General features: G+C 57.5%; 15 protein-coding genes. 7 read left to right on the forward strand and 8 right to left on the reverse strand.

The window, feature by feature from the left end; translation table 11 throughout:
* The first annotated feature begins 78 nt into the window (after positions 1–78).
* Complete coding sequence (locus HNQ50_RS05575) at positions 79–573, forward strand: DUF1404 family protein (RefSeq protein WP_184098439.1); 495 nt, start codon at positions 79–81, stop codon at positions 571–573.
* 101 nt (positions 574–674) lie between these two features.
* On the opposite strand, the gene HNQ50_RS05580 is transcribed toward HNQ50_RS05575, so the two are convergent.
* Together HNQ50_RS05580 and HNQ50_RS05585 are read right to left on the reverse strand one after the other, a co-directional pair.
* Complete coding sequence (locus HNQ50_RS05580; protein WP_184098441.1) at positions 675–1424, reverse strand: SDR family oxidoreductase; 750 nt, start codon at positions 1422–1424, stop codon at positions 675–677.
* A 137-nt stretch (positions 1425–1561) separates the two neighbouring features.
* Complete coding sequence (locus HNQ50_RS05585; protein ID WP_184098443.1) at positions 1562–2263, reverse strand: response regulator transcription factor; 702 nt, start codon at positions 2261–2263, stop codon at positions 1562–1564.
* Positions 2264–2704: 441 nt separating this feature from the next.
* On the opposite strand from HNQ50_RS05585, the gene HNQ50_RS05590 reads away from it, so the two are divergent.
* The 6 genes from HNQ50_RS05590 to HNQ50_RS05615 all read left to right on the forward strand — a co-directional run bounded on the left by HNQ50_RS05590 (position 2705) and on the right by HNQ50_RS05615 (position 7974).
* Complete coding sequence (locus tag HNQ50_RS05590; protein ID WP_184098445.1) at positions 2705–3643, forward strand: helix-turn-helix transcriptional regulator; 939 nt, start codon at positions 2705–2707, stop codon at positions 3641–3643.
* Positions 3644–3674: 31 nt separating this feature from the next.
* Positions 3675–4655 (forward strand): AraC family transcriptional regulator, encoded by a 981-nt coding sequence (locus HNQ50_RS05595; protein ID WP_184098447.1) that lies wholly within the window; start codon positions 3675–3677, stop codon positions 4653–4655.
* Positions 4656–4799: 144 nt separating this feature from the next.
* Positions 4800–5768: a helix-turn-helix domain-containing protein gene (locus HNQ50_RS05600; protein ID WP_184098449.1), complete on the forward strand. Its 969-nt coding sequence runs from the start codon at positions 4800–4802 to the stop codon at positions 5766–5768.
* A gap of 155 nt (positions 5769–5923) precedes the next feature.
* Entirely contained in the window at positions 5924–6151 is a 228-nt protein-coding gene (locus tag HNQ50_RS05605) for a YgaP family membrane protein (RefSeq protein ID WP_246428596.1), read from the forward strand.
* 114 nt (positions 6152–6265) lie between these two features.
* On the forward strand, positions 6266–7204 hold the full coding sequence (locus HNQ50_RS05610) for an alpha/beta fold hydrolase (protein WP_184098451.1): 939 nt from the start codon (positions 6266–6268) through the stop codon (positions 7202–7204).
* 32 nt (positions 7205–7236) lie between these two features.
* The gene (locus HNQ50_RS05615; RefSeq protein ID WP_184098453.1) at positions 7237–7974 is read left to right on the forward strand and encodes an SDR family oxidoreductase; all 738 of its coding nucleotides are present in this window, start codon (positions 7237–7239) and stop codon (positions 7972–7974) included.
* Between the two features lie 70 nt (positions 7975–8044).
* Here the strand turns inward: HNQ50_RS05615 and poxB are convergent, their stop codons facing one another.
* The 6 genes from poxB to HNQ50_RS05645 all read right to left on the reverse strand — a co-directional run bounded on the left by poxB (position 8045) and on the right by HNQ50_RS05645 (position 14920).
* On the reverse strand, positions 8045–9769 hold the full coding sequence (gene poxB / locus HNQ50_RS05620; protein WP_184098454.1) for a ubiquinone-dependent pyruvate dehydrogenase: 1725 nt from the start codon (positions 9767–9769) through the stop codon (positions 8045–8047).
* Positions 9770–9957: 188 nt separating this feature from the next.
* Positions 9958–10194, reverse strand: coding sequence for a hexameric tyrosine-coordinated heme protein (locus HNQ50_RS05625; protein ID WP_184098456.1), 237 nt, complete (start codon positions 10192–10194; stop codon positions 9958–9960).
* Positions 10195–10514: 320 nt separating this feature from the next.
* Complete coding sequence (locus tag HNQ50_RS05630; protein WP_184098458.1) at positions 10515–11699, reverse strand: porin; 1185 nt, start codon at positions 11697–11699, stop codon at positions 10515–10517.
* Positions 11700–12357: 658 nt separating this feature from the next.
* Positions 12358–13146 carry an indole-3-glycerol phosphate synthase TrpC gene (gene trpC, locus HNQ50_RS05635; RefSeq protein ID WP_184098460.1) on the reverse strand — a complete coding sequence of 263 codons (789 nt, stop codon included), beginning with the start codon at positions 13144–13146 and terminating at the stop codon, positions 12358–12360.
* Positions 13147–13152: 6 nt separating this feature from the next.
* On the reverse strand, positions 13153–14184 hold the full coding sequence (gene trpD / locus HNQ50_RS05640; protein ID WP_184098462.1) for an anthranilate phosphoribosyltransferase: 1032 nt from the start codon (positions 14182–14184) through the stop codon (positions 13153–13155).
* Positions 14185–14350: 166 nt separating this feature from the next.
* Positions 14351–14920 (reverse strand): aminodeoxychorismate/anthranilate synthase component II, encoded by a 570-nt coding sequence (locus tag HNQ50_RS05645; protein ID WP_184098464.1) that lies wholly within the window; start codon positions 14918–14920, stop codon positions 14351–14353.
* Positions 14921–14924: the final 4 nt, after the last annotated feature.

Genomic DNA, 14924 nt, shown 5'->3' on the forward strand with positions numbered 1-14924 from the left:
CTTGCACTGTTGATTGGCGCGCTGATTGGTGCGCTTTGGGGTAGCCGGCACCCCATTGAATCCCGAATGGGGCTGCACATGCTGGGGCAATTCCCGGTACTTGTTTGGGGTGGAGTTTGGCTGGGCGCCAGGTTGCCACTCTCCTGGCAAGGCAAGGTGGCGCTTGTTAACCGCTTTGGGTTGAGCGGGCTGGTATTGGCATCGCTGGTGACGGCGTTCTGGATGATCCCGGCGGCACTGGACCTGGCGGTTGCCAGCAGGGGTGTCGATATCCTGAAAATGCTGGCGCTGGTCGCCGCCGGGCTGGCACTGCAACAGTCATGGCGGGCGAGCGGTCGCGCTTTGCAGGCGTACTTCCTGATCACGTGGAGCATGATGACGGTGACGATCGGGCTGATCTTTCAGGACCCCACCACGCGGTTGTGTAACTACTATCGGCTGGATGATCAACAAATAGCGGGATACGGCCTGGTTCTTGTCGGGGTGATGATTGTGGTCATCTGGTTTTGGCAGGTGGTTGCAGAAACGATGCGCCCCAAAGACAGTGCATTGGATCGGGCAATCAACAAATAAATGCCTGGGGAGGGGAACGACCCTTACCGAGCCCGATGCCTCCACGGCAGCCCCAATGAGTTTGCCCCACCCGACTTGTCCGGTGGGGCAAATTCATTCGGTTACAGCTGGCTCATGCCTCCATCAATAATGATTTCGGTACCGACAATGAATGCCGATTCCGGTGCACTCAAGTGCAAAACGGTGGAGGCGAGTTCTTCCGGCGTACCAAAGCGGCCCAACGGAATCTGGCTACGGATATGTTCAGCGACCGAGTTGAGCGTGTCGGAATCCATGCCCAGTTTGCCGTACAGCGGGGTAGCCACCGGCCCGGGGCTCACGACATTCACGCGCACTCCCTGGGGCAACAGTTCTGCACTCAAGGTTTTGGCCAACGAAACCAGCGCGGCTTTGCTCGCGGCATAAATGGTCGTGTTGGGCATACCAATATGCGCGTTGATCGAACCATTCAGCACGATGGCGGCACCGCGATTGAGCAGTGGCGCAATGGCCTGGATCTGGAAGAACGGGCCTTTGACGTTGATGCCAAAAGCCGCGTCAAAAAAGTCCTCGGTCACATCGGCCAGCCCGGCAAATTTGGCGATACCCGCATTGATAAATACGGCATCAAGCCGAAGGTTCCGGCTGGCAAGGCTTTGGCCCAGCGCTTTGGCGTCAGCCAGACTTTGCGAATCCGCACGGATGGCAATGGCTTTGCTGCCGATTGCGGCCACCGCCGTGGCGAGTGTGGCGTCGTCGCGCCCGGTGATGACCACTTGAGCGCCTTCTTTGGCAAAGGCCTGCGCAGTTGCGAGACCGATGCCGCTGCTGCCACCGGTAACCAGAACAGTTTTGCCTTCAAAACGTTGCATGATGCGTCTCCTGATAGATTTAGGTTGGGTAGGTCTCGTTTTGACCTTGAAGCCATTGTGCTACCCGGCCTGTTCGGCGCCGTGCCAGGAATTAACTCAGGTCGTGCGAAAAAATCGAATGATTTGTCGTGCGTTGTTCAACTGGCTGCGCTTGCAGAAGCAAGGGCGGGGTTACTGAAAGGGGGCAGAAGACGCGAATGCTTGTCGGGTTGGCTACGCGTGGTCGAAACCAGACCGCGTGCCAGCGCAATCGAAGCAGCCTCGGTCCGCGAGTTGGCCCGCAATTTGCCCAGAATGGCGCCGACGTGGGTTTTGACCGTGCCCACCGAGATACCCAGCGCTTCTGCGATATCCTGGTTTCCGGCGCCGCGGGAAATTTGTTCCAGTACCGACATCTCGCGCGGGGTCAGTGCTTCGTGTCCCAGGGTGTTCACCAGGTTTTGCGAAACGGCATGGCAGACATAAATGCCCTGATCCACCAGACGGTGGATCGCCACCCGCAGCTCGTCGGCCGTGGCGCCATAGAGCATGTAACCGTGAACGCCCACGTTCATGGCGCGGCGGACATCCCACTCCAGATCCCGTGAGGTCAGCACCATGACGCGCGGTGCATAAGCGGGGTAGTGCGAAACCCCCTTTTGCCGCTCGACGAATGCCAGTGCGAAGTCATAGTCCGCAATGATGACGTGGCTGACGCCAGGCTCGAACTGGTTAATGGGCAAACGCGGACGAATGCGGTATTTGAATTCGGCAAACCGGCTCATGACTTCACCCAGTCCAAGGCTGATCAGTTGATCGGCGTGAACAATATCAATATTGATGTTTGATCGTGTATCCATGGCACTAACCCTCCGGCATTTGAAGAAACGGACTAATCACCCAGGGGCTGTGGACCAGCCGCCTGCAGTGCAGGTGATTGAAGTCTAAGCACCGGCATCGCTGTCATCTGGATCGTAAATGCCATTCGACTGCGGTAAGTTGGGCTGATCGTGCCATGTCGCTTTCATGACGTTCCAAGTGTCCCGTTTTATGTCAAAGTCATGCTCAGGGGCGGGCAAGCCATTGAATGACGTACCGAAATACGGCGATGGGTGTACGGATTTCTCTATCCAAAGTCCGGGTTGACGCCACTTGGTGATGGGGCTGCGGCTAACATGGAAGGCCAGGGTTTCAATGACCTCAGTTGTAGTCCAAATTTATGCTAATGACATATATGGTCATCAGCCCTGGGCAGAAAATTTCGAGAGAGATGGGTCCACATGGAAAATACCGGCCAATCAGTGAGCTCATGGTCTGCCGTTGACCTGCCTCTGGCTGATCGCTTTGATCAATATGCCGAGACGATGGCCAAGGCCATGACCCCTTTGCGGGTGGTGCAGTGCCCCACAGACGCATTTGAACTGGATATGCGCTGGGCCGACCTGGCAGGCAACACCGTCTTTAATGTGCACGGTTGCCCGCATGCCTCGGTCCGGTCAGTCCTTGATATCGAACGCAGTGAAGAGCGGTTTTTTCATCTTCTGGTGAACCGCGTTGGCGAAATGCATTTCGACAACGTGAACCGGTTTGTGACCCGGGCCGATGACGCGCTCTTTTACGACTCCCGGACCAGAATGACGCTGGATACGCCGGCGACTTTCGAGATCGTCAATCTGCGCCTGACCGAAGACTTCGTCGGCAAATGGGTATCCGATCCTGACGTGTTGCTGGGCAGCCGTATCGATTCAAAAGCCGGTTGGGGTGCTGCCCTGTGTGCGTTTGCCGGTCAGCTCACGCCAGAATTTGTGGTGCGTCCGCCGTTCTCGCAAGAGTTGATCGTTGACCAGCTTGGCGCATTACTCGCCCTGGCAGCATCTCATTTTGATGGGGCGGCCCATTACGCAGCAGCGCCGGGGCTGCGCCCGCGAATTCACGACTGCATCAGGATGCGTTGCTCAGAGGTGCGTCTGGTCGCGAGCGATGTGGCTACAGCACTCAATATTTCTCCGCGCAGTCTGCACCGTGCGCTGGCGGCGCATGGCGAGACCTTCGCGGCGGTGTTGATGGCGGCGCGTATCGCGGTCGCAAGACGGATGCTGATTTCGAGACTCTACGACAAGCTCAACGCCGGCGAGATTGGCAAACGTTCGGGCTTTGCCGACGCCTCCCATTTTGCGCGCGTCTTCAAAAAGCACATTGGGCTGAGCCCTACGGAATTGCGCGCTGCTTCGCGCAAATAAGCCAAAACAGTCCAGTTTTTGACGGAAGAAAATGATGGATACCCCTATTCGCCAGATTCAGAAGTGGGCCTCTTCCCAGATTCCCGCCCAGGAGCGCTTTGGTTGTTTTGCCGAGGTGATGGCGAAATCATTCACGCCGCTGAAAGTGGACAGCTGCATGCGCAATGAATTTGACATCACCGTGACCTGGACCGATTTCGGGACTAACTCCGCATTTCGCCTGGCCGCTTGCGAACATGTCTCGGCCAGGGGAAAGCGTGAAATCGCGCAAAGCGAAGAGCGGGTGTTCCATCTGTTCGTGAACCTGAACTCCCGCATCCATTTCACGCACCTGAACAAACTGACCGCGACGCCAGGCGATGCCCTGTTCTACGACTCCAGAATTGATATGCGGCTTGAATTGCCCGAGGTGTCGGACGTCGTGAACCTCAAGTTATCTGAAATATTCGTCAAGCAATGGGTAGCCCGACCGTCTGTGCTGCTGGGGCGTCGTATCGACTCACGCTTTGGCTGGGGCAAGGCCTTGTGCGCTTTTGCCGGACAATTGACGCCACAAGCCATCCAGCGCTCCCCCGTACCGCGAGACGTTATTTCTGATCAGTTGGGGGCCTTGCTGGCGTTGACCGCCGGTGAACTGGATACCACGACCGAACCCCCATCCCGACCTGAAATCAGTTTGTGCGACAAAATCCGCGATTGCGTCGCCCAGCACTGCGTCAATCCGGCGCTGGTTGCCGCCGAAATAGCTCAGGCTTTGAATATTTCGCCCCGAACGCTGCATCGAGCGCTGGCCGGCCGGGGAGAGACTTTCGGCAATTTATTGATGTCGTCGCGGGTGGATGTTGCCCTGCGCATGCTGACATCCCCCTCGTTCAAACGGCTGACCACCGCAGAGATCGGCAGACGCGCCGGTTTCACGGACGCCTCGCATTTCGGCAGGGTGTTCCGCAAGCATGTGGGCACGACGCCGGCCCAGGTCCGGCAGGTGCAAGGCACACGATCCGATGCCTGATGGCACATACAAGCCATGTCTTTTGACAGGCTGGCAGGCAACGGCCATCTAGCGCCCGCGCCCGGAGATAGCATAAGCGTGGGGGACTGGCTGCTTTGACAGGCCACCTCAGGTACCTTCACAAAAACGGCAATGGTGCATCACATGGCAACGGACAAGCACGAAAAACACCCCGTCATCCAAGTCTGGTCTACGAATGAAGTCCCCCGCCCGCAGCGCTTTGATTATTGGGCGAATGCCCTGAGTCTTGCGCTGACGCCCATGCGTGTCGACAGCACCAACGAGCGCGACTTTTCCGCGCAGTTGACTGCGACGTCACTCGGGCCGATTTCTGTCACGCGCTGCAAAGGCACCTCCCACAACAGTCACCGGGCGCGCCGCGAGTTGAGCTATAGCCAGGAACACAGTTACCACTTGCTGGTCAGCGTGCAAAACGACTGGGGGCTGGTGCATCGCGGACATCACCTGCTGTCCCCTGGAGACGTCGTCTTTACCGATTCACAAGTTGCGCACGATGTCGTGATTGAATCCCGTTTTGACATCGTTAATCTGAAATTGCCGGTGGATTGGGTCAATGCCTGGCTACCAGACCCAAGCCTGCTGGTGGGGCGGCCAATCTCAAGGGGCGAGGGTTGGGGGCAGACCTTGTCGAGCGTGTTGAGCTGTCTGTCTCCCGAATTCGTGGCCTCCGCCCCGGTGCCGCACTCTGTGCTGGCCGATCAGATCGGTGCATTGCTGGCCATGAACGCCGGTGGCGTGAATCCGCCCAAGGCGGCCGATCGGGCACTGCGCGACGCGGTGCACGACTGTATCGTGCAGCGGTGTAGCGAGCCCATGCTGACCGCCAGCGACATTGCGGCGTGCCTGAGCGTCTCCGAGAGCGATCTGCATGCGGCCTTGTCCGCGTTTGCCGAGACCTTTGCAACCAGTCTGCTGGCGGCCAGGGTGGACCTGGCCACCCAGTTGCTCACTTCGCCCGTCTGGGCGCAGCTGACTGAAACCGAGATCGGCCGGCAAGCGGGTTTTGTGGATATGGCGCATTTTGAGCGCGCCTGCTTGCGCTGTAACGGGCGTACTCCGGCCCAAATGCGAACCTCCCAATCCCGGCAATAAATCCCGAACCGGTCTATCTCGATGGTGATAGCCGCAATGCAGACTGACTGTTGATTCGGGCCCGTAGAAGGCGGCGTAGTTTTCCTGTGGCGGGGCGCAACTGCCGGCGCGTTTTGGCAGACCGCTCCCGTCTGTAAACCACAAGGAGAAACATCATGCCAAGTACCATGTTCTACGCAAAAAATCTCCCGAATTGGGAGCGCATCTTGCGTGTGATTGCGGGCCTCGCGGTCGCTGTACTCGCCGTTTACTACTGGCCCGGAATGATAGGCTGGATTGTCGCCATTTCTGCGCTGGGGATTGTGGCCACCGGGCTGGTGGGCTTTTGCCCCATGTGCGCCATGGCAGGCCGCCGACTGGCCAAGGCTGCCGCAAAGAAGTGAGCTTGCAAGCTGGCATGTGCAATTTTTTCGCACATGCTGGCGCATCTCGTGAAACGGCACGGCGAGCTGACGCGGGCAAGATCAAACCGTCCAGACTTCCACGGAAGACAAATCATGACTCACGCTATTCAACGCCTGCTGACAGTGGCTATGTTTGCCCTGGCTCTGGCGGGCGCGCAGGCCGCCGAACAGGTCGAACAACATACCCGCAGCGTTGCGGGGGTGCCCATCCACTATCTGCAAACCGGCTCGGGCGATGGCACACCGGTGGTGCTACTGCACGGCTACGCCGAAGAAAGCGATATGTGGATTCCCCTGATGCAGCAACTCGCGCCCCAACGCGTCGTCATCGCCCCGGATTTACCCGGCGCAGGGCAGAGCGGATTTCTGCCGGCCTACACCAAGGTGGCCATGGCCCAGTCCATCCACGCGCTGGTTCAGCAACTGGGCTACAAAAAAGTCAAAATCGTTGGGCATGACATCGGCCTGATGGTGGCCTATGCCTATGCCGCGCAGTACCCGGATGAAACCGACAGCGTCGTGCTGATGGAGTCTTTTTTGCCAGGAGTAGGAGATTGGTACAAAACCTGGCAACGGCAGGACAAATGGCATTTCCACTTTTACGGTGATACCGCAGAAAAACTCACCGCCGGCCGCGAGCGCATCTATCTTGATCATTTCTGGAACGATTTTGCTGCGGACCCACAACACGCTGTGCCGGAACATACGCGCGAGCAATGGGCCGCCGTTTACGCTCAACCGGGCAGGATGCATGCGGGGTTTGAGTGGTTCCATGCGTTTGAACTGGATGCGAAAGACTTTGGCGAGCTCTCAAAAACACCGCTGACCATGCCGCTCCTGACTGTGGCGGGTGAAAAATCCGCAGGGGTGTTTCTGATCGGCCAGGGCAAGTTGGTCGATCCCAACGCCCAAGGCATCGTCATCCCGGGTGTGGGCCACTGGCTGATGGAAGAAGCGCCGCAACAAACCATGGCCATACTGACCGCATTCATCAACGATCCAGCCTCGGTTCAAGGCATTGCGAACCGATAATGCCAGCCAGGCCAACCATTGGAGTGCTTCAAATGTCCAAAGAAACCAGAACCGCCATCGTGACCGGGGCCTCGCAAGGTATTGGCGCCGCACTGGCCATCCGCCTTGCCGCTGACGGTTTTCAGGTGGTGGTCAACTACGCCAATAGCCGCGCAGGTGCTGAGAAAGTGGTCGCAACCATCGAGGCTGCAGGCGTTGTTGCAAAAGCCGTTCAAGCAAATGTGGCGGATCCGGCTGCGGTCGTCAGTCTCTTTGATTTTGCGGAAGCCGAGTTTGGGCCGGTTGATGTGCTGGTGAACAATGCTGGCGTTGCCAAAATGGTGCCCTTGGCGGAAGTGAGTGATGAGGACTTCCAGCAGTTAATGGCGGTCAATGTAACGGGCACTTTCAATGGTATGCGTGAGGGGGCTCGCCGTGTGCGCGACGGTGGCCGGATTATCAACTTCTCAACCAGCCTGATCGGGAATTACGCGCCGGGCGGTGGTGTTTATGCCGCGACCAAGGCTGCGGTCGAAGCGATGACTCACACCCTCGCAAAAGAACTGGGTTCCCGCCGAGTAACGGTGAATGCCGTTGCACCCGGCCCGGTCGCAACCGACATGTTTTTTAACAGCCGGTCGGCTGAAGCGGCGAAGAGCGCAATCAATGCCATTCCGCTGGGCAGGCTTGGGGAGCCTGAGGATATTGCGAACATCGTGTCTTTTTTGGCCAGCCCGGAAAGTGAATGGATCAACGGGCAGGTGATCAAGGCCAATGGCGGCCGCAACTAAATCCTGTGAACAGGTGGCGAGGAGGGGCGCGCGTTCACGCCAATATCCAGCCGCTCACTAGCCGCCCTACTTAACGCCATAAATTGGTACGGCTCAGCTCCAGCACTTGCGCGGCCCGACCATCCAGAATGGCGCGGGCCACATACAGACTGAAACCGCGTGCTTGCGAGAAAGTCACTTTGGGTGGCATGGCCAGTTCTTGCCGATTGGTGACGACGTCGATCAATGCCGGGCCATCGTGGGCAAAGGCGCGCGCCAGTGCGGCATCAAGATCAGCCGGGTCTTCTACCCGTTGTCCATACAAGCCCATGGCAGTGACCACGGCCCCAAAGTCCGGGTTAACCAGTTCGGTGGCCGTTTCCAGGAAGCCGGCGGCTTTCATTTCCAGCTCCACAAAGCCCAGCGCGCCGTTGTTGAACACCACAATCTTGATCGGCAGCTTCTCCTGCACGGCAGTGATCAGATCGCCCATCAACATGGTCAGGCCGCCATCTCCGCACAGCGCCACCACCTGGCGTTGTGGCGCCGCCGCTTTGGCGCCCAGCGCTTGCGCCAGCGCATTGGCCATCGAACCGTGATTGAACGAGCCAATCAGCCGGCGCTGGCCGTTCATTTGGAGATAGCGCGCCGCCCACAAGGTGGGCGTGCCTACATCGGCGGTAAAGATGGCATCCGGCGCGGCCAGTTCGCTAACCCGCTGCGCCAGATATTGCGGATGAATCGGTTTGCGCCCGGCATGACCCACCGCCAGTTCATCCAGTTCTTTGCGGGTTTTGGTGTAATGCGCCAGCGCGCGGTCCAGATGAGTACGGTCACTGCGCGCTGCCAGCGCAGGCAGCAACGCCCGGATAGTCTGGCCCACATCCCCCACGACGCCCAGTGCCAGCGGGTGGCGCAAGCCCAGCCGTTCGCCGGCCAGATCCACCTGGATCACTTTGGCGTTTTGCGGATAAAACTGCCGGTAAGGAAAGGTGCTGCCCAACACCAGCAAGGTGTCGCAGCTTTCCATGGCGTAATAACCACTGGCAAAGCCAATCAAACCCGTCATGCCCACATCATACGGGTTGTCGTATTCGATATATTCCTTGCCCCGTAGTGCATGCACCACCGGCGCTTGCAGTGCCTCGGCCAGTTGCACCACCTCATCATGCGCACCGGCACAACCGGCGCCACACAAGAGGGTGATGTTTTTGCCCGCGTTGAGTAACGCCGCCATGTGTTCCAGTTCGGCTGCCGCTGGCAACACGCGCGGTGTGGCCTGGCGCGGCCAGACCGGGTCTGGCGCATCGGTGGCCGCGCTCAGCGCCACATCGCCCGACAGCACCAGTACGGCGACGCCTTTACGGGTCAGCGCCGCCTGAATGGCGGTGCCCAGCATGCGCGGCAATTGCTCTGGTGTGGCGACCAGTTCGCAATACACGCTGCATTCCTTGAACAGAATCTGCGGGTGGGTTTCCTGGAAGTAATCGCTACCCACTTCGCCGCTGGGGATATGCGCCGCAATCGCCAGCACCGGCACGTGGTTGCGCTGGCAATCAAACAAGCCATTGATCAGATGCAGATTACCCGGCCCGCAACTGCCGGCGCACACCGCCAAGCCCTCCGTGATCACCGCCGCTGCACCCGCCGCGAACGCCGCCACTTCTTCATGCCGGGTGTGTACCCAGCGCAGGCCTGGCTTGCGGCGGATCGCGTCGGTAATGCCGTTGAGCGAGTCCCCGGCGACGCCAAAAATCTGCGAAACCCCCAGCGCTTCGAGCGTGTCGATGAGTACGTCAGCAACCAGTCTGGCCATGTAAGAGCGTCCTTGTGATGGGAAAGTACTCGATCTGCGTCGTTCAAAGGTCCGTTTTATCTGGCGGTCGGGCATAACCGGCCCATGCCGAACACTGGCCGACGCTCCTGAAACAGGCCGGGTCAATTGCGCTGCCGACCCAAGGCTGCAGCCTGCGCCCCAGACTTGCTTGTTTTAGGTGAAGGGCGTCAGTTGCGCCAGTAATTGTTGGCAGCTGCGATCGTCGCAAATTCGGTGGCTACGATCTGACAGGTCTGCAGCAGCATGCCCGCGTTCTGGCTATAGATTTCACGCAGATCTTCGCGGATGGCCGCATCCGGCTGGGCTGCCTTGACGATCAACCGCGCCATTTTCATGGCGAGCGCACGGCCTTCTTCAGGCGTGGCGACGATCAACGAATTGTTGGGAATCAGATCAGATGACATGCGGGGCTCCGTAGCTGAGAGGGGCGTTTCATCGCTAAGTGGATGCCGCATTATCTGGCCCGAGCCCAGGCGTCGGAACCCATCTGAAGGCGTAGCCCGGACTATGCACCAGGCGTGGGTACACTTCCCGGTCAGACCGTGTTTAAAAAGCATAAAGCCCGGTCATTTGATCGGGCTTTATGCTTTTTGTCCTCTTCAGGCAGAGGGTGGTGTGGTGGTTGCAAAAGGCCTGCATAGCGCCTGCATGAGGGCATGGCAGCAAAAAGAAAACCGGGCAGAAGCCCGGTTTTCCTTGCAATCAACCAACCTTTAAGTCCGGATTAGAAATCCGAACGGAAGCCGGTCAGCACCGTGAAGGTGGTCTGGCCATTCTTGGCAACCAGCGAGCCAGAGTTGTTCTGGAACGCGAATTGGGTGCCGGTCTTGGCGCCGCTGTTCTTCAGGCCAACAGCGGAGGTGTACCAACGGGTTTGCTTGGACAGATAGTAGACCGACGACAGGGAGTACTGTTGACCGGTCAGGTCATCCACTTCGTAAACCTTGTTGGAACGGCTGTACAGAGCTTGCAGTTCGAACTTCGGGTTGAACCAGTAGTTACCGGTAACCAGGTAGTTGTTCCAGTTGTACGTGCCCAGGGTCGGAGCCTTGGAGTCATGTTCGGTGGAAACACGTTCCCAGCCCAGGCCCAAGCCCAGACCGAAGTCGAAGTTGTACGATGCGGCCAGTTCAAAGCCGTCAGTCTTCGCGCCGTCAGTCACGTTGTAGGTGGTGACAGGCGGAGTAGCGGTGTTGGTGGTACCAGTGGTATCGCCAGTGGAGATGCCGCTGATCTGGCTGAACGAACGGTTCTTGGCGTACTGGTACACAGCAGCAGCGTTGAAGCCACCGAAGTTGTACAGGCCGGCGATACCGTAGATCGGGGACGCGCCGGTGGAGGTCGGGGAACCGTCCAGACCAACGTTAGCGCGAACCTGGAAACCACCCCAAACTGGCGATTCGTAAGCCAGGTTGTCGTTCAGACGGGTTTGCAGCTGACCCCAAGTACCATTCTTGCCCTTGAAGTCGGTGCTGTCGAGGAAGTCATCGAACAGGCCGGACAGCTTGGAAGCAGTGAAGGTGTTCTTGTAGGTGTTGTCGTAGTTACCAGCGCGGAATGTACCGAAGTCAGCGCCAGTGAAACCGATGAAGGAGTTACGGCCGGCCCAGGAACCGCCGCCCAGGCTCTTTGGCTTGGTGCCGTTGGTGTCGGCGTTAGCCGGAGCAGCGCCAATACCGGTTTCCAATTGCCAAATGGTGGCCCAGCCGGCGTTGTCCCACTTGTCCACGCCCTTGAAGCCGATGCGGGAAGAGGAATCAACGATACGGGTGGTGCTGGCGTTCGTCGGGGAAGTACCGTTGTAGTCACCGAAGTGATCGTATTCGACATCGGCACGGATAGAACCGTAGATGGTCACGTCGGCCAGAGCCAACGGGGTAACAAAAGCAGCAGCCAGAGCTGCAACCATGATTTTTTTCATTTGGACTATCTCCGTTTGCGGATAACAATGCAGACACTTTCGTCTCTGCAACTTTGAAACCGAGGCGGGTAAATCAGCCTGAGGCTAATTTGCCATTGCCGGATTACGATGAAACTTCGTGAGACCCGTGGTTTCGTTTTGACTGGGCTGTTCGATCACGCGTATCGAATCGTCTTCTTGTGAAACCGGCGCCAGTCTAGGACCGTATGATGACAGAAATATGACATTTATAGGTCTGCAAGCGCTTATGGATACAACTCATATTCCAAAATATATAGGAAAGCACCCTAAAACGGTCGAATATTGGGGATAACCACTAAGAAAAGCTGCTTTTTTTCAGACTTGTTGTTGTAGAAAAACAACTACAAAAAGTAATGATGACAGGCTGCAACAGATCAACTACGCCTTAAAAACCACAATTGGCCGGAAATTACAGTGGCAATGAATGCTGCTAAATCCTTTTAAGCCAGATAAATACAAGCTTGTACGAAAAAATGACCCGGTTTTGACAGACCGGGTCATTTTTTTGAGATTGCCTTGCAGCAGACGAGCGTTGATAAAAAGCTTGCCAGCGGTTACTTTTTTCTGTTTGAAATTCCTGGCAGGAATATTTCTATAAAAAAAGTTTAGTAGATCGGGCAAAAAATCAGGCAAAAAGCTGTGCCAATGCAGCGCCGGGTTGCGCCGCGCGCATAAAAGCTTCGCCCACAAGGAAGGTATGTACGCTGTGCTGGCGCATCAGTTTGACGTCGTCAGCAGTGAGAATGCCGCTTTCCGTGACGGCGATACGATCGGCGCCAATGCGTGGCAACAGATCAAGCGTGTTTTGCAGGCTGACTTCAAAGGTACGCAGATTGCGATTGTTGACGCCCACCAATGGGGTGTTCAGTTCCAGCGCCAGATCCAGCTCTTCGCCGTTGTGTACTTCAACCAGTACGGCCATCCCCAGCGCGTGGGCGATGGCTTCCAGGTCTTTCATCTGCGCCAGTTCGAGTTCTGCCGCAATCAGCAAAATACAATCGGCACCCCAGGCGCGTGCTTCAAACACCTGGTATTCATCGATCATGAAGTCTTTGCGCAGCGCGGGCAGGGCGCAAGCGGCGCGTGCGGCTTTCAGATAATCTGCGTGCCCCTGAAAATACTGCTCGTCAGTCAACACAGACAAACAAGCTGCGCCATGTTCGGCGTAGCTTTGCGCAATCGCAGCAGGCTGAAAGTCTGCGCGAATCACGCCCTTGGATGGGCTGGCCTTTTTGACTTCTGCGATCACGCCAGCCAAACCGGCAGCATGTTTTGCCCGCAAGGCGCCGACAAAGTCACGTACATCCTGGCGTGACTCGGCCTGCTCCCGGATGGTGGCCGCGGAGATCGCCTTTTTGGCGGCTGCCACCTCGTCAACTTTGGTGGCGATAATTTTCTTCAGAATGTCGGACATGGCGGATTAACCTGGAAATTGCTTTGAAAAGCGGATCAGCTCATCGAGTTTGGCGCGGGCTGCGCCACTGGCGATGATTTCACTGGCAAGTTTAAAGCCTTCTTCCAGGCTATTTGCCACATTGGCGGCGTAAATGGCGGCACCGGCATTGAGCACCACAATATCGCGGCACGGACCGGCCTGGTTATTCAGTACACCTTCTACTTTGGCACGAGACTCTGCCGCATCGCCGGCATGCAGTTCTTTGAGTTCGCAGAAGGCAAAACCGTAATCACGCGGGTCAAACAGGGATTCAGTAATGTTGCCGTCTTTTAGTTCGGCAATGCGCGTTTTGTCGCAGAGCGAGATTTCATCAAGGCCATCCAGGCCATGCACCACCAGCACGTGGCGGGAGCCGAGTTCTTTCAATACCCGTACCTGAATGCCCACAAGGTCCGGATGAAACACGCCCATCAACTGGTTTTCTGCGCCAGCCGGGTTGGTGAGTGGGCCCAGAATATTAAAGATGGTGCGTACGCCCATTTCTTTGCGTACCGCAGCCACGTGTTTCATGGAGCTATGGTGGCTGGGCGCAAACATGAAACCCGCACCGACGTTATCGATACAGGCGGCGACTTGTTCCGGATTCAGGTCCAGGCGCAGACCCAGCGCTTCCAGCACATCGGCGCTGCCGCTGCTGGAGGAGACCGCACGGTTGCCGTGTTTGGCAACACGCCCCCCTGCGGCGGCGACCACGAACATGGCGGTCGTGGAGATATTGAACGTATGCGCCTTGTCACCGCCGGTGCCGACAATGTCGACCAGATGCGTGCGATCTGCCACATGTACCGGTACGGCGAACTCACGCATCACGGTCGCTGCGGCCGCAATTTCAGAAACAGACTCTACCTTGGTGCGCAGGCCCATCAACAGGGCGGCGATCTGCACGGCTGGCATCTGGCCCGTCATGATCTGCCGCATCAGGTACAGCATTTCGTCGTAGAACAATTCGTTCTGGTCAATCAGGCGGTTCAGGGCTTCCTGGACGGAAATGGTCATGATGGGCTTTCCTCAGTGATCCAGTTATCAATGCTTGGTAAATAAGAGCGGGGCTGAGTCGCTCACGAAATCCAGCAGTGCGGCATCCCTTTTGGGGGGACAAGGCGCGACGGGTACGGCAAACAAGCGCAACGCAACCAGCAGGATTTTGCGAGTGACTAAAGACTCAGGCCCATTCCTTGAGGAAGTTGTCCAGCATCTGGTGACCATGCTCGGTCAAGATGGATTCCGGGTGGAACTGCACGCCTTCAATGGGGAGTGTCTTATGGCGCACGCCCATGATCTCGCCGTCATCGGTGCAGGCCGTGATTTCCAGGCAATCGGGCAAGGTGGCGCGCTCGATCACCAGCGAGTGGTAACGGGTGGCGGTAAACGGTGAGGGCAGGTCTTTGAATACGCCTTTACCGGTGTGCGTCACCAATGAGGTCTTGCCGTGCATCAGCGTCTGGGCATGAATGATGTTACCGCCATACGCCTGACCGATGGATTGATGGCCCAGGCATACGCCCAGAATCGGCAGCTTGCCGGCAAAGTGCTGGATGGCGGCTACCGAAATACCGGCTTCCAGCGGCGAACACGGGCCGGGAGAGACGACCAGATATTTGGGCTTGAGCGCTTCGATCTCTTCCAGGGTGATTTCATCGTTGCGGTACACAACGACATCCTGTTTGAGTTCGCCAAAATACTGGACGAGGTTGTAGGTGAACGAATCATAGTTGTCGATCATCAGCAGCATGGTG

It is taken from the genome of Silvimonas terrae (genome assembly GCF_014202765.1).
Taxonomy (GTDB): domain Bacteria; phylum Pseudomonadota; class Gammaproteobacteria; order Burkholderiales; family Chitinibacteraceae; genus Silvimonas; species Silvimonas terrae.